This is a genomic window from Novosphingobium kalidii (assembly GCF_040534015.1).
Taxonomy (GTDB): Bacteria; Pseudomonadota; Alphaproteobacteria; order Sphingomonadales; family Sphingomonadaceae; genus Novosphingobium; species Novosphingobium kalidii.
Window position 1 is genome coordinate 50,377 of record NZ_JBEWLY010000004.1, and the last position, 23,934, is coordinate 74,310.

The window sequence follows — 23,934 nt, forward strand, 5'->3', positions numbered from 1 at the left end:
GCGCGTCAGCTGGTGAAGTTTAGAAGCCGGCGCGGACACCGAAGACGACGTTCCGCCCCCGAAGCGGAGATGCGTTCTTGATGAACGAAGCGTGGTTGAACGCCAGCTCGTTCGTCAGGTTGGTGGCTCTCACGAAGAACTCGCCCCGCGTTCCGGCGCCCAGGTCCATGTGATAGGCGAGAGTGGCGTTCACCATGTTGTAGCTGGGAGTCGCCGCCTCGAACTCAGCGGTCTGGTCCTGGCTGAAGACGTGGAAGTACTCGACGTCTGCCGAAAGCGGGCCGAAGTCGCCATCAAGCCTGCCGCCGAGGCGGCCTGCAGGGATGCGGGGCAGGTTGCCACCATCGTCCTTGATCTTGGCGCGCACGTAATCTCCGAAGATTGCGGCGGCGAAGTAGGGCGCGAACTGGTGCCGAACCTCTCCGTCAATGCCGCTGAAGGTCGCATCCACTCCGGTGTAGCGGACAAGGCGGAAGTCTTCGAAGCGGTCGAGAGTGTCCGCATAGATGTAGTTGTCGAAGTCCTGATGGTACACGCCGATGGTAAAGGTCGTGTCGCCGTCCGTCTTACGGAACGTCAGGTCTACTGAGCGCGATGTCTCTTTGCCGAGAGTCGCGGAGCCGATCTCATAGGTATTCGTCGCCAGGTGGACGCCCCGGGCATAGAGCTCCTGAACATTCGGTGCGCGCTGTGAGCGGGCAAGCGACAGGGCAAGCGAGTAGTCGTCCTTGATGGTCCACACAGTTGCGCCCGAGACAGAGAAGGGGTTGTGCTCGGCCCGCCTGTTGAGCGAAGTTTCGATGCTTTGCCATTCCTGTCGTCCGGCAAGCTCGAAGCGGACCGGACCCGCTTGCACGGTCTCCATCAGATAGAGCGCCGTGTTGCGGGTTTCGCTGCGGGGCAGGAAGGCTTCTTCGCCAAGTGCGCTGAAGTCGCTTTCCGAGTGCTGGACGCCCAGAACACCACGAAGACCTGCTATGGGCTTGTGCGTCAGCTCGAATCTGATGTCGTGAGCCTTGTTCTTGAAAGTGGTGGCGATTTCATCGTCTTCGATTTCGTCGTGCTCGTAATCCGTGAACGACATCCGGAACCGCACCTTCTCGAAGCCGGGCAGCGGGTCGCGATACTCGCTGCGAATGTCGAAGCGGTTGCTCCGCAGCTTTACGATCGGCACCTCATCATGTTCGTGCTCATGTTCGTGATCATGGTCGTCATGCTCATCCGCCTCATCGTCATGCGAGCCGCAGTGCAAGCTGAGCCCGTGCGGATGGCAGCCTTCGTACTCGTGCTCATGGCCGGGAAGGCCGTACTCGCTGCGCTGACGCGTATAGGCGAAGCCCAGATAACCTCCGGCGCCGACCCATGATGCGCCGAGCGTCACCGTGTTCGTGTCGTTGAAGGAGCCGTGCACGCGATCTTCGCCGAAGCTGCTGGGAACGCGGTAATCTTGGGTATCGCGGTAGACGCCTTCCGCGCGAAGGGCGATCGGGCCGACCGCGACCGTCACGCCCCCCACAGCGGAGCGTTCCTTGTCAGCCGTCCCCAGCCGGCCTTCTGCAGTTGCCGTGATGCCGCCTTCTGGCAGACTTGTCGGCACCTTCTCGTCCAGAAGGTTGATCGCGCCGCCAATGGCTCCGCCGCCGTAAATCAGCGCTGCAGGCCCGCGCAGCACCTCGATGCCACGGAGCAGCAGGGGCTCGGTTGAGATGGCGTGATCCGGCGAGATCGTCGAGGCGTCCTGAAGGTTCGAGCTGTCCGACAGCGTCTGTACGCGTGGTGCGGTTTGCCCCCGGATCACCGGGCGACCGGCGCCGCCGCCGAAATTATCGAAGTTGATGCCGGGCTGCCCGGCCAGCGTTTCGCCCAGCGTTGCCTGGCGGCGATGCACCAGTTCGTCGTCCGTGAGTGTCAGCACGGGAGTGGCGGTCTCGTCAGCGCTCTGCTCCAGCGGCGAAGCAGTGACGATGATTTCTTTGGTTCCGGAACTGCCGGCCTGCGCGGCTTGGGCCGCGTGGGGCAGGAAGGCCGAGAGCGATACGGCCGAGAACAGGATGCTGCGAATTTTCACCAGGGAGACCTTTTACCTGCGGGAATGCAGCTCCTCTATGTTACGTTATATCGTTGTTCAAGTGGGATCGTGCAGTTACCTTCCGTTAGTACCGACTTCGGGAAAGCGGAGCTTGAGCAGCAGCAAACACATTTCGTCTGGACCACGGCTGAGAAAGTCTAGTATATAGGTGGACAATAGGATCTGGAGCCGTTGCGCATGGACATTGGTAGTTTTGATCCCGCTGCAATCTTGCCGTTTATCGCCATCGGATTCGCTGCGCAGATCGTCGATGGCGCCCTGGGCATGGCGTTCGGGGTGATTTCAAATACTTTGCTCGTCGCCGTTCTGGGGGTGCCCCCGGCCTTGGCCTCCCAGCGCGTGCACTTGGTCGAATGCTTCACGACCGGCATTTCGGGCATCAGCCACCTCATCCACGGAAACATCGACAAGAGGCTGTTCTTGCGCCTGCTTGTGCCCGGCGTGATTGGAGGCGTTCTGGGGGCGTACGTCCTCTCCTCGCTGGATGCGAGTGCGGTGAAGCCTTTCGTGCTGCTCTATCTTACGGGCATCGGCATCTGGCTGCTGGTGCGCGGTGTTCTGTACCCACCCAAGCTGAAAGACGCGAAGCTCATCGCTCCGCTCGGTTTGGTAGGGGGCTTCCTCGATGCAGCGGGCGGCGGAGGCTGGGGGCCGGTCGTGACTTCGAACTTGCTGATTCAGGGAGCCGATCCGCGCAAGGTCGTAGGGACAGTGAACTCAGTGGAGTTCTTCCTGACGCTCACGGTCTCGCTGGCGTTTATCCTGCACTTGGGGATTGCCGATGTGGCTGGGGCAACGCTGGGCCTGCTTGTCGGAGGCGTGGCGGCGGCCCCGATCGGTGCTTGGGCGGCGAAGCGTATTCCGGCCAAGCCAATGCTGATCATGGTAGGCGTCGTGCTCACCCTGACCAGCGTGTTCGGAATCTACAAGGCCTGGTTCTGACGCCAGCTGTAGAAACTCAAAGCGCTGGGCCCGCGGCCCAGCGCTTTAAACTTTCTATCCGGTAACCCCTGCTGCTGCCAGGACCGCGCTCGTCAACACGTCTGGGGCGATCGCGGTCATGGGAACGACCTGCACCGGCTTCTCCATGCCGATCAGCATCGGGCCGATGGTCGTTGCGCCTGCCAGCTCGCGAAGCAACTTCGCGGAAATGTTGGCGGACTGCAGGCCGGGCATCACCAGCACGTTCGCCGGCGCCGAAAGGCGGGAGAACGGATACAGCTTCATGATGTTCGGATTGAGAGCGGCATCGGGTGCGACATCGCCTTCGTATTCGAAGTTCTGCTCTTCCTGGTCGAGAATCTGCACCGCTCCCCGGATGTTATCGAGCCAGCGCCCCGAAGGATTGCCGAACGTGGAGTAGGAGAGGAACGCCACACGCGGCTCATGGCCGAGGCGCCGTGCGACGCCTGCGGTTTCCCGGGCGATAAGTGCAAGCTCTTCAGAGCTGGGTCGCTCGTTTATCGTCGTGTCCGCAAGGAACACGGTGTAGTTCTTGCCGACGATCATGTGGATGCCGAACGGTAGCGCATCCGGCTTGGGATCGAGCACGCGCCGCACTTCCTTCATGGATTGTGCGAAGGGGCGCGTCATGCCGGTGATCATCGCATCGCCCACGCCCAGCTTTAGCAGTCCGGACGCGAAGACGTTGCGGTCCTGGTTCACCATGCGGCGGACATCCCGCTCAAGATAGCCACGCCGCTTGAGCCGCTCATATAGCATCTCGACCATGGGTTCCACGTGGTTGGAGACGGCTGAGTTCTCGATCTGGTAGCTCTGAGGTTCGCTGACGCCGAGCTCCGCCATCTTGTCGAGCACGGCTTGGGTACGGCCGACGAGCACTGGCTCCCCGTAGCCGAAGTCGCGGTACTGGATGGCAGCGCGCAGCACCACTTCGTGCTCGGCCTCAGCGAAGATCATCCGCTTGGGATCCTGCTTTACCTGTGCGTAGACGTTCGTGAGCACCGAAGTTGTCGGATTGAGCCGGCTTTTCAGCGCGTGGCGGTAAGCGTCGAAATCCTCGATCGCGGTTTGCGCAACGCCGCTGTCCATTGCCGCCTTCGCGACGGCAGAGGAGACTCGCTCCATCAGCCGCGGATCGAAAGGCGCGGGGATGATGTATTCGGGCCCGAACTGATGATTTTTGCCGTAAGCGGCTGCGACTTCCTCGGGCACTTGCTCGCGCGCCAACTCAGCGATGGCGCGTGCGGCGGCCACTTTCATTTCCTCATTGATGGCGGTCGCCCGCACATCCAGCGCCCCGCGGAAGATGAAGGGAAAACCAAGCACATTGTTGACCTGGTTCGGATAGTCCGAGCGGCCGGTGGCGATGATTGCGTCCGGCCGCACGGCCTTAGCATCATCGGGCATGATCTCGGGAGTCGGATTCGCCATGGCGAAGATGATCGGCTGGTCGGCCATTTTGGCGACCCATGCCGGCTTGAGCGCGCCGGCAGCGGACAGGCCAAGGAAGATGTCGGCGCCGACAAGCGCTTCCTCCAGGCTACGCGCGGTGGTGGGAACCGCGTGCGCACTCTTCCACTGGTCGACATTGTCCCGGCCGGGATAGATTGGGCCGGAGCGATCGCAGACGATCACGTTCTCGTGCCGCACGCCCATAGCCTTGACCAAGGCCGTGCAAGCGAGTGCCGAGGCTCCGGCACCGTTGACCACCACGCGCACATCCTTCAGCGCGCGCCCGGTAATGTGGCAGGCGTTGAGCACGCCGGCTGCCGCGATGATCGCGGTGCCGTGCTGGTCATCGTGCATGACCGGAATTTTCATCCGCTCGCGCAAGGCTTGCTCGATGACAAAGCACTCCGGCGCCTTGATATCTTCAAGGTTGATGCCGCCGAAGCTCGGCTCCATCAGCGCGACAGCTTCGATGAAGGCATCTGGATCTTCGGTCGCGAGTTCGATGTCGATCGAATCCACGTCGGCGAAGCGCTTGAACAGCACCGCCTTGCCTTCCATCACGGGCTTGGAGGCGAGGGCGCCCAGGTTGCCCATGCCCAGAATGGCAGTGCCGTTCGAGATGACGGCCACGAGATTGCCCTTGGCGGTGTACTCGTAGGCGTCGCTCGGGTTGTCCGCGATCGCCTGCACGGGGATCGCGACGCCCGGCGAATAAGCCAGCGACAAGTCGCGCTGTGTCGCCATCGGCTTGGACGCTATGATCTCGATCTTACCAGGGCGGATCGTCCGGTGATAGAAAAGCGCCTCGCGCTCGGTGAACTGGACCCTGTTTTCGTCGGACACGCGTAATCTCCCGCAGAAGCGCCTGCCCCTAACCAATGTTGACTGCTCTTGGTAGGGGAAAGCTGGTCTGCCTGGGTTTCCAAGTCGCAGTCAGCGGCGCTAACCGTCCGGCGATGGGAGAAACTGCGGCTCCAACGCCCATGATGGCGCAGTACCTGGCCTTGCGCGAGGAAGCCGGCGATTGCCTGCTGTTCTATCGCATGGGAGACTTCTTCGAGCTGTTTTTCGAAGATGCTCAGAAAGCCGCCGCAATCCTCGACATCTCGCTCACCAGTCGCGGCGAACACGCCGGTGCGCCGATCCCGATGTGCGGCGTTCCAGTCCATTCGGCGGAGGGCTATCTTGCACGCCTGATTCGCGCGGGGTGCCGAGTCGCTATCGCCGAACAGACCGAGAGCCCTGCGGAGGCCAAGAAGCGCGGCGGATCCAAAGCACTTGTGGCGCGGGACATCGTGCGCTTCGTCACCGCTGGCACGCTGACCGAGGAAGCGCTGCTGGAGCCGCGTCGCGCCAACGTGCTGGCCGCCGTGTGCGAGCTGCGCGGCAGCATAGGCCTTGCCGCTTGCGACATCTCCACCGGACGGATGGAGCTGGAGGAATGCGCGGCCGATCAAGTAAGCGCCGCGCTGGCCCGGGTGGGGGCGAGCGAACTGGTCGTGCCGGAGGTGTGGGAAGGCACGCCCGATGGCGCCATTGGGCGGCCCTCGCGGGACTTCGCCAGCGAAACGGGCGAGGCAAGCCTGAAGGCCATTCATGGCGTCGGCACGTTGGACGGGTTCGGCATGTTCTCGCGCGCCATGCTAGCGGCGGCAGGAGGGCTGATTGCCTATCTGGACCACGTCGGACGCGGCAAACTGCCGCTTCTCTTGCCGCCGGAAGTACGCAGCAGCGGCACGGCTCTGGCAATGGACGAGGCGACCCGCGCTAGTCTCGAAATCCTCCAATCCTCGCAGGGTGGACGCAAGGGGAGCCTGATCGATGCTGTCGATCGTTGCGTCACGGGGGCGGGCGCCCGCCAGTTGGCCGACGATCTCTCGGCGCCGCTGACTGACCGCATCGCCATCGCGGAGCGCCTTGAATTGGTAGCCTGGCTCTACGAGGATGCCCTGCTGCGCGAGGATCTACGTGGTGCCCTGCGTGCGCTGCCGGACATTGGCCGCGCGCTTGGCCGAGTGGTTGCAGGGCGCGGATCGCCTCGCGATCTCGGGCAGCTACGCGATGGTCTGAGCGGCGGCCGCAGGCTGCATGAGCGTCTCGGGCGCAAGGGCGAGCTACCTGCACTCCTGGCGCGCCTGATGCCTGCAATGGCGGGCCACGGCGCGCTGGTAGACCTTTTCTCCAGGGCGCTCGTATCCGCGCCCCCGACCGAGCGCGGGCAAGGTGGCTATATCGCCGAGGGCTATGACGCCTCTCTTGATGAACTGCGCAAGACCGCCGGGAACGCGCGCCGCGCCATCGCCGCGTTGGAAGCGAAATACCGCGACGAGACCGGCGTTGCCGCGCTCAAGATCAAGCACAACAACGTGCTCGGCTACTTCGTGGAAGTGCCGCAGCGCCATGCCGACAAGCTGCTCCTGCCGGAAAGCGGCTTCACGCACCGGCAAACGATGGCGGGTGCGATGCGCTTCAATGCGCTGGCGCTGCACGAGGAAGCGAGCCGCATTGCCGAAGCAGGTGCTCACTCGCTCGCGGCTGAGGAAGCGCACTTCGAGGAGCTGATCGGCACCGCCGTTGCTGCGCGCAATGCGATCGCGGCAACGGCCGCGGCGCTCGCCCGCATCGACGTAGCGGCGGGCCAGGCAGAGCGCGCGGCAGAAAGTGGCTGGTCCCGGCCCGATATCGTTGAGGAGCCTTGCCTCGAAATCGAAGGCGGGCGTCATCCGGTAGTCGAGGCGGCGCTGGCGGCGCAGAGAGAGCGCTTCGTCGCGAACGACTGCCGGCTGTCTCCGCAGGACCGGCTCTGGTTGATCGGCGGTCCCAACATGGGCGGTAAGTCGACCTTCCTGCGCCAAAACGCGCTCATCGTCCTTCTCGCGCAAGCCGGCGGCTTCGTGCCCGCGCAGGCCGCCAAGATCGGCCTTGTCGACCGCTTGTTCAGCCGCGTCGGCGCTTCGGACAACCTGGCGCGCGGGCGTTCCACTTTCATGGTCGAGATGGTGGAGACGGCTGCGATCCTGGCGCAAGCGACGGAGCGCAGCTTCGTGATCCTCGATGAGGTCGGCCGCGGCACATCCACGTACGATGGGCTGGCGCTGGCCTGGGCGGTGGCCGAGGCGGTGCACGAGACCAATCGCTGCCGCTGTCTGTTCGCGACTCACTATCACGAGTTGGCGCGACTGGCGGAGACCTGCGATGCCCTCTCGCTTCACCATGTCCGTGCGCGCGAGTGGAAAGGCGAACTTGTCCTGCTGCATGAACTGGGAGAGGGACCGGCGGATCGCAGCTATGGCCTTGCGGTCGCCCGGCTGGCCGGCGTGCCCGCAAAGGTGGTTTCGCGTGCCAAGGCGGTGCTCGACAAGCTGGAGAAGGGCCGTGCACAAACGGGCGGTCTCGCCGCAGGGTTGGGCGACCTTCCGCTATTTGCTGCCGCCGAGGCCGCACGCGAGGAGGCTTGCGATACCTTGCGTGAGCGGCTGAAGGACGTCGACGTCGATGCGCTCAGCCCGCGTGAGGCGCTGGAGTTGCTCTATGAACTCAAGCGCGAGACGGCGGCGGACTGATCCTCCCGCTTGAGGAGGATCAGTACCGGCCGGCCCTCACCTGCTGGGGACCGGCTTCTCGCCCGAGTAGTCGTAGAAACCGCGGCCGGATTTGCGTCCGTACCAGCCGGCCTCGACGTACTTCTGTAGCAGCGGGGCGGGGCGGTACTTTGGATCGCCCGTAGTCGAATGGAACACCTTCATGATCTCGTAGAGAGTGTCGAGACCCACGAAATCGCACAATGTTAGCGGCCCCATCGGGTGGTTGAGGCCGATCTTGCAGCCCGCGTCGATGTCCTCCACCGAGGCGAGGCCCTCACCCAGAACGAAGATCGCTTCGTTCAACATCGGACACAGGATGCGGTTGACGACGAAGCCGGGCGCGTCGCCAGCAAGCACGACGGTCTTGCCGAGCCTCTCGCCAAAGGCCTTCATCCGGTCGATCGTGTCCTGCGACGTCGCGAGGCCGGGGATCACTTCGACCAGGCCCATCACCGGTACCGGATTGAAGAAGTGCAGCCCGCAAAAGCGCGCCGGGTCGGGCGAGTTCGCAGCCATGCGCGTGATCGGTATGGAGCTGGTGTTCGACGCCATGATCGCGTTGGCGCCCAGAACTTTGCCCGCGGCCTCGAAGATCTTGGCCTTGATGTCCTCGCGCTCGGTCGCGGCCTCGATGATCAGGTCGGCCTTCGCCATCGGCGCGTAATCGCCGACCGGGGTGATGCGGGCGAGCAGCGCGTCGGCGTCGGCCTGGCTGATCTTTTCCTTGGCGACCAGCTTGGAAACGCCTTTGCCGATGCCTGCCTTGCCCTTCTCGGCGAGTTCGACAGAGACGTCCGACAAAATCACGTCCATCCCCTTGGACGCGACGGTCTGGGCGATGCCCGCTCCCATGATACCCGCACCGATGATCGCGACTGTCTGCACGCCAAGCCTCCCTTTGTGAACTGGTTCGGCGGCTGCGTAGCGGCAATGTCAGCGCAAGAAAACTGGAAGAGCGGCTAGCGCGTGCTCAAGCCAACCGTCGTTCACGCTGGGCGAAGGCTAGCGATTAGGTCAGCGATTCTGGCCAGGAACCCACAGGACATCGCCACCGGCGTCCGCGTTGACTGCACGGGCCAGCACGAAGAGGTAGTCGCTCAGCCGATTGATATAGGCGAGCGCGGCGGGGTTGGTGGGTTCTTCGGCGGCCAGAGCGGTCACCGCACGCTCGGCGCGGCGGGTTGCGGCGCGCGCGATGTGCACCCGTGCGGCAGCCTCGGTCCCGCCGGGAAGGATGAAGCTGCGCAGCGGCTCCATCCCATCGTTCAACGCGTCGATCGCACTTTCCAGCCATTCGGCCTGCGAAGCGACGATGCGCAGCGTCATTTCACCAGGCGTGAAGTCTTCACCGGGGGTCGCGAGATCGGCGCCCAGGTCGAACAAGTCGTTCTGGATGCGCGTGAGCACCTCTGCATGTGGGCTACCCTGAAGAGCGCAGACCGCCAGACCGATGGCGCTGTTCGCTTCGTCGACAGCGCCGATCGCTTCCATGCGCGCGGCGTACTTGGGCAAGCGCGAGCCATCGACGAGGCCCGTGGTGCCGTCGTCGCCGGTGCGCGTGTAGATCCGGTTGAGGCGGACCAAGGCTTAGCGCGAAGCCGCGAGCAGCACCGCGACCACAATGACCGCAAGCGCCTGGTACTTGATGCGCGCGAACATCATCTTGTTCTGCATCAACTGCATCTCGGTCGCGCCGGTTCCGGCATCGCTTTCGAGATCCATCTTGGTGCTTTTGAGGAAGGCAATGATGCCTCGCACGAGGCTGACCACGACCATCGCCACCAGGGCGATTATGATAGGGACAAGGATATAGCTCATGGCTCACTAGGTAGGGTGTGGGCGAGCGAAATGCCAGTGGGCAGCCTCCCGTCCCGAAGGGCATTTGCCAGCGCCTTGCCGTCCTCTCCCGCACGGCGGCGATCCGTGAGCGAGGGAGCGCCGCGCCGCTTGGCGAGCTTGCGTCCGTCCGGCTCTACCAGCAGGCCATGATGGTGCCAGGTGGGGACGGGCAGGTGGAGCAGAGCCTGCAGGAGGCGGTGCACGTGACTGGCGGCGAACAGGTCGAGCCCGCGCGTGACAAGCGTCACCCCGTCAGCCGCGTCGTCAAGGGTTGCAGCGAGGTGATAGCTGGCCGGCAAGTTCTTGCGCAGAAGGACCACGTCTCCAAGGGTCTCGGGCGTTGCACGTTGCCGGCTGGCCACTGCATCGACCCACTCGAGCGGCCCTGTGACGGCGAGTGCTGCTTGCATGTCGAGGCGCCAGGCTGCTCCAGCGGGGTTCACGTTACGGTGCTTGCAAGTGCCGGGATAGACAGGACCGTCCGGGCCGCTTTGCGTTGCAGAGACTGCGATCTCCGTCCGGCTGCAGCGGCACGGGTACAGCAGACCCATTGCCTTCAGCCACTCTCCGGCATCCGCATAAGTGGAGAGCCGGCTTGACTGGAACACCGGCGCCTCATCCCAGGCGAGGCCAAGCCATGTAAGATCAGCGAGGAACTCCTCGACGAATTCCGGGCGGCTTCGCTCCCCATCGATATCTTCGATTCGCAGCAGGAATGCGCCGCCGCTTGATCGGGCAAGATCATGTGCAACAATGGCCGCATAGGCGTGGCCGAGGTGCAGCGGACCGTTGGGACTGGGGGCAAAGCGGGTACGCATCCCGCAGGGTCTACTCGTGTGGGTCAAGGGCGCAAGTTACCGGCGGTTGTGGATTGAGTGAGCCGATAAGCATCTGCGGCTTGACGTTCCTTCGCACAGGTGCTGATGAAGCAATTATGGTTTGCCATCAAACCGCAATGTCGGCCTGCGACAGGAGGCCATGCTCAAGTCGGAGCTGATGGAGCGCGCGGCTTGCTTCCGCAGCGCGGAGGGGGATCCCTCCCGAAGCCTTTCCGATTGCCCTGCTTTGGTTCTGAACGCGGATTACACGCCGCTCTCCTATTACCCGCTGAGCCTTTGGCCCTGGCAGACCTCGATCAAGGCGGTCGTGCTGGAGCGAGTGGACATCGTCAGCACCTATGAGCGGGTGGTCCACTCGCCGAGCTGGTCGATGCAGATCCCTTCGGTCATTGCGCTTCGCCAGTACGTAAAGCCCTCCGAGTTTCCGGCTTTCACCCGCTTCAACGTGTTTCTGCGCGATCGTTTCAGCTGCCAATATTGCGGCAGCCAGCATCACCTCACCTTCGACCACGTCGTCCCCCGCAGGCTGGGCGGACGCACCAGTTGGGAAAACATCCTTACGGCCTGCGCGCCGTGCAACATGAAGAAGGGCGGACGCACGCCGAAGCAGGCGAAGATGCCGCCGATCGTACAGCCGATCCGGCCGACCAACTGGCAGCTTCAGGAGCGTGGCCGGGCCTTTCCCCCCAACTATCTGCACGAGACCTGGCGGGACTGGCTCTACTGGGATGTCGAACTGGAGGCGTAGGCGTCCTCAGTGAAGCGTCGCTGGCAAATCGCCGTCTTCCTGCCGATCCACGACAGTGGTGATCGCCACGTCCATTGTCACGTTGCCGATCGTGCGCATCAGGTCCGGCAGCATTTCCACCGCTACGAGTAGCGCCAGCGGTTCTACCGGTACACCCATCGCAATGGCGACGGGCCCCGCCGAAGTGACGAAGCTGATGGCGCCCGGCAGTGAAACAGCGCCGAAGGTGGTCGCAAATGCGGTGAGCGCTCCTGCTGCCAGAGCAGCGGGCGTGAGCGTGACACCCGTCAGGTGCGCGGCATAGATTACAACGGCCATGTTCATGCCCGGTCCCGTCGAGCGGAACAATGCCACGGCGAGCGGCAGTACGAACTCGCTCGTACTTTCGCGCAAGCCAAGTTTGCGGCAGGAGACCAGCATCGCCGGCAGGCTCGCGAGCGAGGACTGGGTCGAGAAGGCGACAGCCTGAGCCGGCAGCAATGCCCGCGCGAATCCGGTCAGCGTACGGCCGCCGGCGACTATCGCGAGCACGTAGCCGCCAATGAAAACAACACCGCCCACGCAAGTCACGATCACAATGTAGTGGGCCAACGCCTGGATGGCGGCGCCGCCACTGCTGGCAGCGACGGCAAAGGCAAGACCGAACACACCCACGGGCGCGACGGCGAGGACCCAGCCGATGACCACCATCATGGCGCCGGCGATCGCCTCGAACAGCACGGCCAGGCTGCGGCGCGGCGCTTCGGCCAGCCGAGTGGAAGCGACGGCGAAGAGTGCGAAGAAGACGATCACCGGCAGCATCGCATTCTCGGCGGCGGCTGCCACGATGTTGCCCGGGATCAGTGACGCGAGGAAGTCAGCGATCCCGGGCACGGGGCCGGGATCCGCACTTTGCGCACCGATCGCGGCGGCGGCATTGGCAGGCACGGGCGAGAGCTTGAGCACCAGCGGTGTGAGCACGGCGCCAAGGACAGCGCTCGCCGCGAGTATCCCAAGAATAAGCCCCAGCGCCCGTCGAGCGGTTGTGCCTCCTCTGGCTGCGGCGATAGTCTCCACCACGCCATTGAACAGCAGCGCCGCGACCAGTGGCAGGATCGTCATCGTCAGAGCTTGAAGCCACAGCTTGCCGACCGGCCCGGCGACCGCAAGCACCGGCGCTGCCGTGGAGGTGCCCCTCAGAAGCCATCCGGCCGCAAGGCCAAGCGCAAGACCCAGGAAGGTGAGACCGGCGGGCACCCGGATCTCGGGCATGCGGGTCGCGCTGCTTTCAGCCTTCATATCGCTCCTACGGGTCTCGAAAGAGTGACTCTAGCAGCCCATCGCGACATAGCAATTTGTCAGCAAACCCGCGATAGGGAGGTCCAGGTAAGGAGCGCAAATGGGCAAGCAGTTCTTCGGCACCGACGGTATCCGCGGGCGCACAAACGCCAGCGTTATGACGGCAGTCACCGCGATGAAGGTCGGGCAGGCCGCTGGCACCCGGTTCCTGCGCGGCGATCACAGGCACCGGGTCGTCATCGGCAAGGACACTCGGCTTTCCGGCTATATGCTGGAGAACGCTATGGTGGCAGGCTTCACTTCGGTCGGCATGGACGTGGTCCTGCTCGGTCCGATGCCGACGCCCGCCGTGGCGCTTTTGACGCAGGAACTGCGCGCCGACGTGGGCGTGATGATCTCGGCCAGCCACAATCCGTATGAGGATAACGGCATCAAGCTGTTCGGCCCCGATGGTTTCAAGCTCTCCGACGCGGATGAGCTTGCGATCGAAGCGATGCTGGCTGAAGACCTCGCCCTTGCATCATCGGACGAGATCGGCAGAGCCCGTCGCATCGACGACGCGCGGGGGCGTTATATTCATGCCGTGAAGCAGTCGCTATCCAAGGCGATCCGGCTGGACGGGCTGAAGATCGCGCTCGATTGCGCCAACGGCGCGGCCTACCAAGTGGCGCCCTCCGCATTCTGGGAACTCGGCGCCGAAGTCTTCGCGCTGGGCGTTGAACCGAATGGGCGGAACATCAATCTGAACTGTGGTTCGACACACGTCGGCGCGTTGCAGGAGACGGTCGTCTCTTCCGGCGCCGACATCGGCATTGCCCTCGATGGCGACGCCGACCGGCTGATCGTGGTCGACGAGAAAGGCCAAGTCGTCGACGGCGACCAGATCATGGCGCTGATCGGCAGCGAATGGGCAGCGCAAGGGCGCCTTTCCGGCGGAGGCGTGGTCGCCACGGTCATGTCGAACCTGGGGCTTGAGCGATTCCTGCGGGGACGTGGGCTGGGTCTCGTCCGTACAGCCGTGGGCGATCGTCACGTGCTCGAAGCGATGCGCAAGGGCGGCTATAACGTGGGGGGCGAGCAGTCCGGTCATATGATTCTGCTCGACCATGCTACGACCGGCGACGGTACCGTAGCGGCGCTTCAGGTTCTCGCCGCGCTGGTGCAGTCCGGCAAGCGGGCAAGCGAGTTGCTGCACTTGTTCGACCCCGTCCCCCAACTGCTACGGAACGTGCGTTTCGCAGGCGGCAAGCCGCTGGAGGCGGATAGCGTCAAGGCCGCGATTGCCGACGCGGAAGCATCGCTGAACGGCAACGGCCGCCTCGTCATTCGTCCGTCCGGTACCGAGCCCGTCATCCGGGTCATGGCCGAAGGCGACGATGCCGGCGAAGTGGAGGCCGCAGTCGCCTCCATTTGCGCCGCAGTTGAACGGGCGGCGGCCTGATGCTGGAGATGCGCCCCGATTGCGAGCGCTGCGGCACCGATCTTCCCGCCGAAGATCCCGGCGCATTCATCTGCAGCTTCGAGTGCACATTCTGTGCCGAGTGCGCTGAAGCGCTCGACGACCTGTGCCCCAACTGCAAGGGTGAGTTGGTTGACCGGCCTACGCGGGCTAAGCAGCACCAGGCGAAGAGTCCGCCGGCAACGCAACGGCGCTTCAAGGCGGTATGACCGCGCAGACATCCGCTCCACCTCGCGTCCTTTCTATCGCCGGGTCCGACAGTTCCGGTGGTGCAGGCATTCAGGCGGATATCAAGACGATCACGATGTTGGGCGGTTTCGCGATGACGGCGATCACCGCGATCACTGCGCAGAACACGCTTGGAGTGACAGGCGTGGATGTCGTCTCGCCGGAAATGGTCGCAGCGCAGATCGATGCCTGTGTCGCGGACATTGGCGTGGATGCGGTGAAGATCGGAATGCTGGGATCCGCGACCGTGGCGCACACCGTGGCGGACCGGCTGGAGCAGCTGACTGTTCCGGTGGTCTTCGATCCCGTCATGATCGCCAGCAGCGGCTCCGTGCTTGCCGATGCAGACACAATCGCAGCCTTCGAACGGCTGATGAAGCTGGCTGCGCTTACTACCCCGAACGTGCCTGAACTGGCCGCGCTTGGCGGGTCTGACGCCATGGCCACTCGAAACCTGGCTTATCTCGCGAAGGGTGGAGATGCGCCTGGCGCTGTGGTCGTGGATAGGCTGCTGCGCCCGGGTCTGCCCCCGGTTGAGTGGCGCGCGCCGCGTATAATCACGCGTCACAACCATGGCACCGGCTGCACTCTCTCCAGTGCCATCGCGACGGAACTTGGACGCGGTCTCGATCTGCAGGAGGCGGTCGAAAGAGCGCGCCTATTCGTACGGGCTGCACTTGAAGCCGCGCCGGGCCTGGGCGCGGGCCATGGGCCGATGGGTCATCAGGCCGTGCGCTTCTAAACTGCGGAACGCTGCGCTCCTGACGGTTTTGCAGATGACCCTTGTGTCACCTCCCTCTTATCGCTGGCGGAGGGGCGTTCAGTCTCGGCCCATGGCTATGGCAAGGTCGCTCAGCGCCCGCGATAGCCCTTTCGCAAGCTCCGGCGGCTCAGGTGCGACATCGGCAATGGCGCGCTGCATGGCCTGAGCCCACTGCTCTGCAACGGCGCGATTGATTTTGAAGGGCGCGTGCAGGCTCATCATGCAGCGGCCTGGATTGGCTTCAAACCAGTCGCGCGGGCCGCCGGCCCACCCCGCAAGGAAAAGCGGCAGACCCTTGCGCACCGGGGCAAGGTCTGCCGCATGCATGGCTCGCAGCTCCGCATAAGCAGGATCGCTATCGACAAGGTCGTAGAAACGATTGCAGATCGCCTCCATGGTTGGATGGCCACCCAGCCGGTCGAAAGGCGTGGCAGGCTTGGAGAGCGTGTCGTTGGTCACAGGCGGGAGGTTTTCGGTCTGGACATGAGCCTTGATGGGCGAAGTTGGGCGGCGCAACATTGATCCGGATCAAAAGACACTATCAATCTCGGATCATGCCTCGCAAGGCCTCGATGCGGTCGGCCTCATGCGCTGGCTTGTCGGCGCGGATGCGGTTGATGCGGGGAAATCGCATGGCGAGACCCGACTTGTGACGCTTGCTGGCGTGGATGGAATCGAACGCAACCTCGAATACTAGGCTCCGGTCCGTCTCGCGCACGGGGCCGAAACGATTGACCGTGTGGCTGCGCACGTAACGGTCGAGCCACTTCAACTCTTCATCGGTGAAGCCAAAGTAGGCTTTGCCTACCGGCAGCAGTTCGGCGCCTTGATCCGGGTCGCCATCCCAGCAGCCGAAGGTGTAGTCCGAGTAGAACGAGCTGCGCCTGCCATTGCCACGTTGTGCATACATCAGCACGCAGTCGACCAGCAGCGGATCCCGCTTCCACTTGTACCACAGCCCCGTGCGGCGCCCTGCGATATAGGGCGAATCGCGGCGCTTGAGCATGACGCCTTCGATGGCATCGTCTCGTGCCCGCTCGCGAATGGCGGCGAGTTCATCAAGGGTGGCGGCCTCGATTACTTGGCTGAGGTCGAAGTGCTCAGGCTCCAGGCGCGGCATGAGCGCCTCAAGCCGGGCGCGTCGCTGCTCCCAGGGCAACTCGCGCAAGTTCTCGCCATCGAGGATCAGTACGTCGTAAAGGCGCACGAAGGCGGGGTAATCAGCGAGCATTTTCTTGCTCACGACTTTGCGACCGAGGCGCTGCTGCAGAGCGTTGAAGCTCGCAGCGCCGCCCTGAGTCTTGTCGTTTTCTGGGCCGCCCTGATGCGAGCCGCGGACCAGCAGTTCGCCATCCAACACCGCTTCGAAAGGCAACGATGCTGCCACCTCAGGGAACGTGCCGGATATGTCGTCTCCTGAGCGGGAGTAGACTCGCGTCTCACCGAGACCTTCCGGATTATTTGCTCGCACCAGCTGAACGCGGATGCCGTCCCATTTCCACTCGGCCGCATACTCCGCCATGTCGACCACGGTCTCGTCGAGCGGGTGGGCAAGCATGAAGGGCCGGAACAAGGGGATACCTTCGGACGAAGGGGCTTCCTCACCATGCGCGGCCCAGGCGAAGAGCGGCTGGTAGGGCGGGGTTTGGCCGTGCCAGTGCTCTTCCACGTCCTCAACGGTGACGCCGAACGCCTGTGCGAAAGCGGTCTTGGCAAGGCGTGCGGAAATGCCGATGCGCATGGCGCCGGTCGCCATCTTGAGCAGGGCGTAGCGGCCATTGGCATCAAGGCGATCAAGGAGCTTCGGCAACTCCGACATCACGTTGGCGCGCGTCATCTGTGCGAGCGCGTCTACCGCTTCGGAGACACTCGGAGGCGTGGGGGCGGCGTCCGGCTCGGGCCAGAGCAGGCTTGCGGTCTCCGCGCTGTCGCCCACGAAATCCCGGCTGAGAGCCCACAGTATGGGATCAACTCGCTCGCTCAGAAGGTTGCGGATGGTCGATGACTTCACCGCGGGAAAGTTCAGCCCGTCGGTCAGTGCAGCCAGCGCCCAGCCGCGGTCCGGGTCCGGCGTTTCGCGCAAGTAATCGGCAAGCAGCTTGAGCTTGGCGTTGCGACTGCGAGTATAGACCAGCGCGTCGAGAAGAGCGGCGAACTCTTCCATTCAATCGTCCTCTTCCTCATACCCCACCAGGGCCAAAGCCTTGGCGCGGCGCTGGTGAAGCTGGCACCAGCGAAGCATGGCTTCCTCGCGGCCATGGGTGATCCATGTCTCGTAGGGGTTCACCTCCTCCACGGTCTGCGTGAGTTCATCCCAGTCGGCGTGGTCGGAGATGACGAGAGGGAGTTCAACCATCCGCTGGCGGGCGCGCTGTCGTACGCGCATCCAGCCAGACGCCATGGCGGTGATCGGGTCGGGCAGGCGCCGGCTCCAGCGATCATTAAGCGCGGAGGGCGGACAAACCACGAGGTGCCCGGCGATGTCGTCTTTTGTGGCGTCACTCACCAGCCGCAGGTCGCCAAGGTCAACGCCCAGCTCCTCGTAGAGCCGGCACATCCGCTCCATCGCGCCATGGAGATAGATCGGGGCGGTGTGCCCGGCGCGGCGCACTTCGGCCATCAGCCGCTGTGCCTTTCCCAATGCATAGGCGCCAACGAGCACACAGCGCTCCGGATTTGCCGCAAGTGCCTTGAGCAACTTGGCGACTTCTTGCTCGACCGGTGGGTGGCGGAACACGGGGAGGCCGAACGTGGCTTCGGTCACGAGCACGTCGCAAGGCGTGACCTGGAATGGCAGGCAAGTCGGATCGGGGCGGCGCTTGTAATCGCCCGTGACAATGATCCGCTCGCCCGCATGCTCCAGCAGGATCTGCGCAGATCCCAGGACGTGACCGGCTGGCAGCCACGTCGCGTCCACTCCGCCGCCCAGCGACAGGGTCTCGCCATAGGCAACGGGCGTCGCCCCTTCATCAGTTGCGTAGCGCAACTTCATGATCGCCAGTGTCTCAGGCGTAGCGATCGTTTGGCCGTGACCGCCTCGGGCGTGGTCGGCATGGCCGTGCGTCACTAAGGCGCGATCAATTGGCCGCGCGGGGTCTATCCAGCAGTCTGCGGGTACGACGTGGATCCCCCAGGGTTCGGGTCGGATCCAGGAGAAATCGCGGGCCATAGATAGCAGAATGGGGCGGAACCTCTGCGGTTCCACCCCATGCTTGAGGGCAAACGTGCTCTCGCGAGCTTACTCGTCCGTGCTCGTCTCCGATTCCGAGCCCGCCTCAGACGCAGGGCCCTTGGCTGGCGCTTTCTTCTTCTTCGCCTTGCTCAGCTTCGGCGGCGCCGGAGTCAGTTCGAAGGACAGCGCCTTTTCCTTGACGGACACGTGGACTTCGCCCCCGCCCGCCAGCTTGCCGAACAGCAGCTCTTCGGCGAGCGGTTGCTTGACCTTTTCCTGGATCAGGCGGCCCATCGGGCGGGCACCGTAAAGCTTGTCGTAGCCGCGTTCGCCCAGCCACTCGCGCGCATCCGAGTCGAACTGGATGTGCACGTTCTGGTCCGCCAGCTGCAGTTCGAGCTGGAGGATGAACTTGTCGACCACCCGGCTGATGGTGTCCTTGCCGAGGTAAGCGAAGGGCACGATCGCATCGAGGCGGTTGCGGAACTCAGGCGTGAACATCTGCTTCACCGCTTCGTCCTGCGCATCCTCGCGCGACACATCGCCGAAGCCGATACCCGAACGCGCCATGTCGGATGCACCCGCGTTCGTGGTCATGATCAGGACCACGTTGCGGAAGTCGACGGTCTTGCCGTGGTGATCGGTCAGCCGCCCGTTGTCCATCACCTGCAGCAGGATGTTGAACAGGTCGGGGTGCGCCTTCTCGATCTCGTCCAGCAGGAGGACGCAATGCGGGTTCTGGTCGATCGCATCGGTCAGCAGCCCGCCCTGGTCGAAGCCGACATAGCCCGGAGGTGCACCGATCAGGCGGCTGACCGAGTGGCGCTCCATGTATTCCGACATGTCGAAGCGCTTGAGCTCGATGCCCATGATCGTGGCGAGCTGCCGCGCGACTTCGGTCTTGCCGACGCCGGTCGGGCCCGAAAACAGGAACGAGCCGATCGGCTTGTCCGGATCGCGCAAGCCTGCACGGCTGAGCTTCATCGCCGTGGAAAGCACGCCGATCGCCTTGTCCTGGCCGAACACGACGCGCTTGAGGTCGCGATCGAGCGACTCGAGTGCCTTCTTGTCGTCCGAGCTGACCGACTTGGGTGGGATGCGCGCCATCGTCGCGATCACCGCTTCGATCTCACGCGCGGTGATGGTCTTCTTGCGACGGCTGGGCGGCACCAGCATCTGCATCGCGCCGACTTCGTCGATCACGTCGATCGCCTTGTCCGGCAGCTTGCGGTCGTTGATGTAGCGGGCCGACAGCTCGACCGCCGTCTTGATCGCATCGGGCGTGTACTTGACCTTGTGGTGATCCTCGAACGCGGTGCGCAGACCTTTCAGGATCTTGATCGTGTCCTCGATCGTGGGCTCGTTCACGTCGATCTTCTGGAAGCGCCGCAGCAGCGCGCGGTCCTTCTCGAAGTGGTTGCGGAACTCCTTGTAGGTGGTGGAACCGACGCAACGGATCGTTCCGCCCGACAACGCCGGCTTGAGCAGGTTGGACGCGTCCATCGCGCCGCCGCTGGTGGCGCCAGCACCGATCACGGTGTGGATCTCGTCAATGAACAGGATCGCGTGCGGCATCTTCTCCAGCTCGGAGACGACTTGCTTTAGCCGCTCCTCGAAGTCACCGCGATACCGCGTGCCCGCCAGCAGCGAGCCCATGTCGAGCGAGTAGATTACCGCTTCTTCCAGCACCTCGGGCACTTCGCCTTCGACGATCTTACGCGCGAGACCTTCCGCGATCGCGGTCTTGCCCACGCCGGGATCGCCCACGTAGAGCGGGTTGTTCTTGGAACGGCGGCAGAGGATCTGGATTGTGCGGTCGACTTCTGGACCGCGACCGATCAGCGGGTCGACCTTGCCCAACAGTGCCTTCTCATTGAGGTTCACCGTGAACTGGTCGAGCGCGGAGTCCTTCTTGTTCCCACCCTTCGCATCGGACTTTTCCTCGGCCTGCGGGGCTTGATCTTCCGACCCCTTGGCGTTGCGATCCTCGATGCGGCGACCGCCCTTGCCAATGCCGTGGCTGATGTAGCTGACCGCATCGAGCCGGCTCATGTCCTGCTGCTGGAGGAAGTAGACAGCATAGCTATCCCGTTCGGAGAACAACGCCACCAGCACGTTGGCGCCGGTCACGGTGTCCTTCCCGGATGACTGGACATGGAGGATGGCGCGCTGGATCACGCGCTGGAAGCCGGCAGTCGGGGCGGGATCGCCCTTCTCCTCGGTCTTCAAGGATTGATATTCCTGGTCGAGGTACTGGCGTACAACGTCGCCAAGATCCCCCAGGTCCACACCGCAGGCCTGCATGACCTGGGCTGCGTCGGCGTCGTCGATCAGCGCGAGCAGCAAGTGCTCGAGCGTTGCGTATTCGTGGCTGCGGTCCGACGCATGCGACAGCGCGGAGTGCAGTGTCTTTTCAAGGCTTTGCGCGAAACTGGGCATTAGTGTTCTTTCGTTGGGTAGGATCGCGCTCCGTGCCGGGGACCGATTGCTCGGAAAACCGAAGGTCAGCGCTCGTTGCGACCAATATAGGAACTTGCGTCACCGTTTCGAGATAACGCGCCCGGCTCAAGGCTGCTTCGGCCTGAAGAGAGATTCAGCCGCCAGCATGTGAGCGGCAGTTTTTCCCCGGTGAGTCCTGATCCGGTCGATCTCGGCCTCGAGCAGAGCAATGCGTGCGTCGAGTTCATCCAGCGAATAGCTTTCAAGGCTCTCGCTGGCGAGGAGGCTGGCGGCACCGAAGTCACCCTCGGTCGACCGTCGCCGCGGTCGCTCGTCGTCGTCCATTGCCATGCAGCATCGGACCGCTTTTCCCGAGTGTCAACGGTTGAAAACACGTACCCATCACTGTTCCCTTGTGGCAACACAACGATATGTACCAAGCCGTCCCCGATGAGATGATCGCCCTCGCCATTACGGCACCGGGCGGTCCGGAAGTCCTAGTGTCCCAGCAGGTGCCGGTACCAAAGCCGGGACCAGGCGAAGTGCTGGTGAAGGTTGCCTTTGCGGGCGTGAACCGGCCGGACGTGCTTCAGCGGCAAGGACTTTATCCCGCTCCGCCAGATGCTTCGCCACTGCTGGGTCTCGAAATCTCCGGCATTGTCGTGGCACGTGGTGAAGGTGCCGATTCGCTGCAGGAAGGGGCACGCGTCTGTGCGCTCGTGGCCGGTGGCGGGTATGCCGAATACTGCATAGCCGACGCGGGGCAGTGCCTGCCCATCCCTGATTCGCTGCCGCTTGATCAAGCGGCTGCACTGCCGGAAACACTGTTTACCGTCTGGCACAACGTCTTCGACCGTGGCTGGGCCATGGAGGGTGAGACCATGCTGGTGCATGGCGGGACCAGCGGTATTGGCACGATGGCGATCATGCTGGGGAAGCTATTCGGGCTTAAGGTGATCGTAACATGCGGCAGCGAGGCGAAGTGCCAGCGGGCGCGCGAAATCGGGGCTGATCTTGCGATCAACTACAAGGACGCGGACTTCGTAGAGGAAGTCGCCAGAATGACCGGTGGGAAGGGGGTGAACCTCGTGCTCGACATGATCTCGGGCGACTATGTTCCGCGTAATCTGAAGTGCCTTGCCGAGGATGGCCGCCACGTCACCATCGCGGTGCTGGGCGGGGCCAAGGCACAGATCAACATGGCCGTCGTGATGAGCCGCCGTTACGTGCTTACCGGTTCCACGCTGCGGCCGCGCCCGGCCTCGTTCAAACGTTTGCTCGCACAAGAGATCGCGTCGCAAGTCTGGCCTATGGTCGAAAGCGGTGATCTGCGTCCGGTGATGGATGCGTGCTTTCCTCTGGCACAAGCGGGCGAGGCCCACCGTCGCATGGAGGCCGGCGACCACGTCGGGAAGATCGTGCTGGAGGTATAAGAGTGCTCTCGCTACGTTTCCTACCCAGGAGGGCTTGAATGGACCGGCTGACGCTTCACGAAGATCCGCGTAGCGGCAACTGCTACAAGATCCGGCTCACCGCTGCGCTGCTGGGACTGCCGCTGGAGCGGCGACAGTATGACATTCTGCGCGGGGACACGCGCACGAAGGAATTTCTTCAGAATGTGAACGCCGACGGCCGCATACCCGTCCTCCAGATCGACGACCGTTTCCTGCCCGAAAGCAACGCTGCCTGCTGGTACCTGGCGGAAGGCTCTACTCTGGTGCCCACCGACCGGTTCGAGCGCGCTGACATGCTGCGCTGGATGTTCTTCGAGCAGTACAATCATGAGCCGAACGTCGCCACTTTGCGGTTCTGGCTCCTGTTCGTGGGCGAGGCGAACCTCAGCAGCTTTCAGCGAGATCAGATCATGGTCAAGCGTGCCGGGGGTGAAGCGGCTCTGGGGATGATGAACGACCACTTGTCCAAGCGGAACTGGTTTGTGGGCGAGCGGGCGAGTCTCGCAGACATTGCTCTCTACCCCTACACTCACGTTTGCGAGGCCGGCGGTTTCCGCCTCCGCGACTATCCTGCAGTTTGTGCTTGGCTCAACCGCGTCTCGGGACTGAAGGGCTACGTACCGATGAATTGAAGGGCGGTGTATCTCACCTGCAATCCGTCATCAGGGGGAGTTGGGCGACAAAACTCGCACTCTTGCTTGCCGAATCCACAAGATCGGCCTAGATTATCCCGGTTAGGCCGCTCCGCGAGGGGCGGCCCTTATTGTTTTTACGCCTTCGATTACATGGTGATCGAAACTCATCGGGACCAAGAGACATGAGCCAGCCCACACCGCTGATGCCGCACGCGACCGCCTCATGGCTGGTCGACAGCACCGGCCTCACTTTCGAGCAGATCGCCGAGTTCTGCGGTCTCCACATCCTCGAGGTTCAGGCCATGGCCGACGACCTCGCGTCGAGCAAGTACACCGGCCGCGATCCCGTGCGCTCGGGCGAACTGACGATGGAGGAGATCGAAAAGGGCCAGGCCGATCCATCCTACAAGCTCAAGATGCACAAGGCCCCCGTCACCGTCAGCCGCACCAAGGGCCCTCGCTACACCCCGGTGTCGAAGCGACAGGACAAGCCGGATGGCATTGCCTGGATCCTGCGCCACCATCCCGAGGTATCCGACGCGCAGATCGGCAAGCTGATCGGCACCACGCGCAACACCATCGCCGCGATCCGCGATCGCAGCCACTGGAACATCGCGAATATCACGCCGAAGGACCCGGTGACGCTGGGCCTGTGCTCCCAGCGTGAGCTGGACGCCATTGTCGCGAAGGCGGCGAAGAAGGCCGGGATCGAAGACGATGGACGGGACGACGAGCGCCTGGGGGACGATCGCGAGGCGTTGATCGAAGAACTGCGCAAGGAGCGTGAAGACGCAGTCCGCGCAGCCGGCGAAGCGGCACAGGAGGCGGAAGCCGCCGCGTGGCTGGAAGCCAAGCGCGCTGCAGAAGCTGAAGAGCGCGGTCGCTAGAGCTTTGTAAAGGGTCCCGGCCTGGCGCCAGGTCCCTTGTTCGATCATGCAAAGAGGCTGGCATCCCCGGGGGTGCCAGCCTCTTTGCGATCGGTAATATCAACT

At 63.5% G+C, this 23,934-nt stretch carries 21 protein-coding genes; 9 read left to right on the forward strand and 12 right to left on the reverse strand.

Going from position 1 to position 23,934, the window contains the following annotated elements; genetic code table 11:
- Positions 1-19: 19 nt before the first annotated feature.
- The gene (locus ABVV53_RS01025) at positions 20-2,068 is read right to left on the reverse strand and encodes a TonB-dependent receptor domain-containing protein (protein WP_353982462.1); all 2,049 of its coding nucleotides are present in this window, start codon (positions 2,066-2,068) and stop codon (positions 20-22) included.
- A gap of 198 nt (positions 2,069-2,266) precedes the next feature.
- Here ABVV53_RS01025 and ABVV53_RS01030 point away from each other — a divergent pair, with 198 nt between their 5' ends.
- On the forward strand, positions 2,267-3,031 hold the full coding sequence (locus tag ABVV53_RS01030; protein WP_353982463.1) for a sulfite exporter TauE/SafE family protein: 765 nt from the start codon (positions 2,267-2,269) through the stop codon (positions 3,029-3,031).
- 54 nt (positions 3,032-3,085) lie between these two features.
- Here ABVV53_RS01030 and ABVV53_RS01035 read toward each other — a convergent pair whose 3' ends face one another.
- On the reverse strand, positions 3,086-5,347 hold the full coding sequence (locus ABVV53_RS01035) for an NADP-dependent malic enzyme (RefSeq protein WP_353982464.1): 2,262 nt from the start codon (positions 5,345-5,347) through the stop codon (positions 3,086-3,088).
- 140 nt (positions 5,348-5,487) lie between these two features.
- Here ABVV53_RS01035 and mutS point away from each other — a divergent pair, with 140 nt between their 5' ends.
- Entirely contained in the window at positions 5,488-8,067 is a 2,580-nt protein-coding gene (gene mutS / locus ABVV53_RS01040; RefSeq protein ID WP_353982582.1) for a DNA mismatch repair protein MutS, read from the forward strand.
- A 36-nt stretch (positions 8,068-8,103) separates the two neighbouring features.
- On the opposite strand, the gene ABVV53_RS01045 is transcribed toward mutS, so the two are convergent.
- From ABVV53_RS01045 to gluQRS, 4 genes are all read right to left on the reverse strand, one after another.
- Positions 8,104-8,973 carry a 3-hydroxyacyl-CoA dehydrogenase family protein gene (locus tag ABVV53_RS01045; RefSeq protein ID WP_353982465.1) on the reverse strand — a complete coding sequence of 290 codons (870 nt, stop codon included), beginning with the start codon at positions 8,971-8,973 and terminating at the stop codon, positions 8,104-8,106.
- A 129-nt stretch (positions 8,974-9,102) separates the two neighbouring features.
- Complete coding sequence (locus ABVV53_RS01050; protein WP_353982466.1) at positions 9,103-9,672, reverse strand: cob(I)yrinic acid a,c-diamide adenosyltransferase; 570 nt, start codon at positions 9,670-9,672, stop codon at positions 9,103-9,105.
- 3 nt (positions 9,673-9,675) lie between these two features.
- Positions 9,676-9,906 (reverse strand): hypothetical protein, encoded by a 231-nt coding sequence (locus ABVV53_RS01055; protein WP_353982467.1) that lies wholly within the window; start codon positions 9,904-9,906, stop codon positions 9,676-9,678.
- Positions 9,903-10,745, reverse strand: coding sequence for a tRNA glutamyl-Q(34) synthetase GluQRS (gene gluQRS, locus ABVV53_RS01060; RefSeq protein ID WP_353982468.1), 843 nt, complete (start codon positions 10,743-10,745; stop codon positions 9,903-9,905). Before gluQRS ends, ABVV53_RS01055 begins: the two co-directional genes overlap by 4 nt.
- A gap of 160 nt (positions 10,746-10,905) precedes the next feature.
- On the opposite strand from gluQRS, the gene ABVV53_RS01065 reads away from it, so the two are divergent.
- The gene (locus tag ABVV53_RS01065; protein WP_353982469.1) at positions 10,906-11,514 is read left to right on the forward strand and encodes an HNH endonuclease; all 609 of its coding nucleotides are present in this window, start codon (positions 10,906-10,908) and stop codon (positions 11,512-11,514) included.
- Positions 11,515-11,520: 6 nt separating this feature from the next.
- On the opposite strand, the gene ABVV53_RS01070 is transcribed toward ABVV53_RS01065, so the two are convergent.
- Positions 11,521-12,792, reverse strand: a complete 1,272-nt coding sequence (locus ABVV53_RS01070) for a dicarboxylate/amino acid:cation symporter (protein ID WP_353982470.1) — start codon at positions 12,790-12,792, stop codon at positions 11,521-11,523.
- 100 nt (positions 12,793-12,892) lie between these two features.
- On the opposite strand from ABVV53_RS01070, the gene glmM reads away from it, so the two are divergent.
- The 3 genes from glmM to thiD are packed head-to-tail and all read left to right on the forward strand — an operon-like array spanning position 12,893 to position 15,221.
- On the forward strand, positions 12,893-14,233 hold the full coding sequence (gene glmM / locus ABVV53_RS01075; protein WP_353982471.1) for a phosphoglucosamine mutase: 1,341 nt from the start codon (positions 12,893-12,895) through the stop codon (positions 14,231-14,233).
- Complete coding sequence (locus ABVV53_RS01080; RefSeq protein WP_353982472.1) at positions 14,233-14,460, forward strand: DUF1272 domain-containing protein; 228 nt, start codon at positions 14,233-14,235, stop codon at positions 14,458-14,460. Before glmM ends, ABVV53_RS01080 begins: the two co-directional genes overlap by 1 nt.
- Positions 14,457-15,221 carry a bifunctional hydroxymethylpyrimidine kinase/phosphomethylpyrimidine kinase gene (thiD, locus tag ABVV53_RS01085; RefSeq protein WP_353982473.1) on the forward strand — a complete coding sequence of 255 codons (765 nt, stop codon included), beginning with the start codon at positions 14,457-14,459 and terminating at the stop codon, positions 15,219-15,221. The genes ABVV53_RS01080 and thiD overlap by 4 nt, the downstream gene beginning before the upstream one ends.
- Positions 15,222-15,299: 78 nt before the next feature.
- On the opposite strand, the gene ABVV53_RS01090 is transcribed toward thiD, so the two are convergent.
- From ABVV53_RS01090 to ABVV53_RS01110, 5 genes are all read right to left on the reverse strand, one after another.
- On the reverse strand, positions 15,300-15,761 hold the full coding sequence (locus ABVV53_RS01090) for a group II truncated hemoglobin (RefSeq protein ID WP_353982474.1): 462 nt from the start codon (positions 15,759-15,761) through the stop codon (positions 15,300-15,302).
- Between the two features lie 22 nt (positions 15,762-15,783).
- Positions 15,784-17,406, reverse strand: a complete 1,623-nt coding sequence (locus ABVV53_RS01095; RefSeq protein WP_353982475.1) for a cisplatin damage response ATP-dependent DNA ligase — start codon at positions 17,404-17,406, stop codon at positions 15,784-15,786.
- A complete protein-coding gene (locus ABVV53_RS01100) occupies positions 17,407-18,411 on the reverse strand; it encodes a ligase-associated DNA damage response exonuclease (protein WP_353982476.1) in 1,005 nt (334 codons plus the stop codon).
- A 69-nt stretch (positions 18,412-18,480) separates the two neighbouring features.
- Positions 18,481-20,853 carry an ATP-dependent Clp protease ATP-binding subunit ClpA gene (clpA, locus tag ABVV53_RS01105; RefSeq protein ID WP_353982477.1) on the reverse strand — a complete coding sequence of 791 codons (2,373 nt, stop codon included), beginning with the start codon at positions 20,851-20,853 and terminating at the stop codon, positions 18,481-18,483.
- Positions 20,854-20,979: 126 nt separating this feature from the next.
- Entirely contained in the window at positions 20,980-21,204 is a 225-nt protein-coding gene (locus tag ABVV53_RS01110; protein WP_419956725.1) for a DUF1192 domain-containing protein, read from the reverse strand.
- Between the two features lie 80 nt (positions 21,205-21,284).
- Between ABVV53_RS01110 and ABVV53_RS01115 the strand changes: the two genes are divergently transcribed.
- From ABVV53_RS01115 to ABVV53_RS01125, 3 genes are all read left to right on the forward strand, one after another.
- Positions 21,285-22,286, forward strand: coding sequence for an NAD(P)H-quinone oxidoreductase (locus ABVV53_RS01115; protein WP_353982478.1), 1,002 nt, complete (start codon positions 21,285-21,287; stop codon positions 22,284-22,286).
- A 38-nt stretch (positions 22,287-22,324) separates the two neighbouring features.
- A complete protein-coding gene (locus ABVV53_RS01120; RefSeq protein ID WP_353982479.1) occupies positions 22,325-22,939 on the forward strand; it encodes a glutathione S-transferase family protein in 615 nt (204 codons plus the stop codon).
- A gap of 185 nt (positions 22,940-23,124) precedes the next feature.
- A complete protein-coding gene (locus ABVV53_RS01125) occupies positions 23,125-23,829 on the forward strand; it encodes a DUF1013 domain-containing protein (RefSeq protein ID WP_353982480.1) in 705 nt (234 codons plus the stop codon).
- Positions 23,830-23,934: the final 105 nt, after the last annotated feature.

Coding starts and splice junctions, on each gene's coding strand:
- ABVV53_RS01030 (WP_353982463.1), top strand. CDS start 2,267: ATGGACATTGGTAGTTTTGATCCCGCTGCAATCTTGCCGTTTATCGCC.
- mutS (WP_353982582.1), top strand. CDS start 5,488: ATGATGGCGCAGTACCTGGCCTTGCGCGAGGAAGCCGGCGATTGCCTG.
- ABVV53_RS01055 (WP_353982467.1), bottom strand. CDS start 9,906: ATGAGCTATATCCTTGTCCCTATCATAATCGCCCTGGTGGCGATGGTC.
- gluQRS (WP_353982468.1), bottom strand. CDS start 10,745: ATGCGTACCCGCTTTGCCCCCAGTCCCAACGGTCCGCTGCACCTCGGC.
- ABVV53_RS01065 (WP_353982469.1), top strand. CDS start 10,906: ATGCTCAAGTCGGAGCTGATGGAGCGCGCGGCTTGCTTCCGCAGCGCG.
- ABVV53_RS01070 (WP_353982470.1), bottom strand. CDS start 12,792: ATGAAGGCTGAAAGCAGCGCGACCCGCATGCCCGAGATCCGGGTGCCC.
- glmM (WP_353982471.1), top strand. CDS start 12,893: ATGGGCAAGCAGTTCTTCGGCACCGACGGTATCCGCGGGCGCACAAAC.
- ABVV53_RS01080 (WP_353982472.1), top strand. CDS start 14,233: ATGCTGGAGATGCGCCCCGATTGCGAGCGCTGCGGCACCGATCTTCCC.
- thiD (WP_353982473.1), top strand. CDS start 14,457: ATGACCGCGCAGACATCCGCTCCACCTCGCGTCCTTTCTATCGCCGGG.
- ABVV53_RS01090 (WP_353982474.1), bottom strand. CDS start 15,761: ATGTTGCGCCGCCCAACTTCGCCCATCAAGGCTCATGTCCAGACCGAA.
- ABVV53_RS01095 (WP_353982475.1), bottom strand. CDS start 17,406: ATGGAAGAGTTCGCCGCTCTTCTCGACGCGCTGGTCTATACTCGCAGT.
- ABVV53_RS01100 (WP_353982476.1), bottom strand. CDS start 18,411: ATGGCCCGCGATTTCTCCTGGATCCGACCCGAACCCTGGGGGATCCAC.
- clpA (WP_353982477.1), bottom strand. CDS start 20,853: ATGCCCAGTTTCGCGCAAAGCCTTGAAAAGACACTGCACTCCGCGCTG.
- ABVV53_RS01110 (WP_419956725.1), bottom strand. CDS start 21,204: ATGGCAATGGACGACGACGAGCGACCGCGGCGACGGTCGACCGAGGGT.
- ABVV53_RS01115 (WP_353982478.1), top strand. CDS start 21,285: ATGTACCAAGCCGTCCCCGATGAGATGATCGCCCTCGCCATTACGGCA.
- ABVV53_RS01120 (WP_353982479.1), top strand. CDS start 22,325: ATGGACCGGCTGACGCTTCACGAAGATCCGCGTAGCGGCAACTGCTAC.
- ABVV53_RS01125 (WP_353982480.1), top strand. CDS start 23,125: ATGAGCCAGCCCACACCGCTGATGCCGCACGCGACCGCCTCATGGCTG.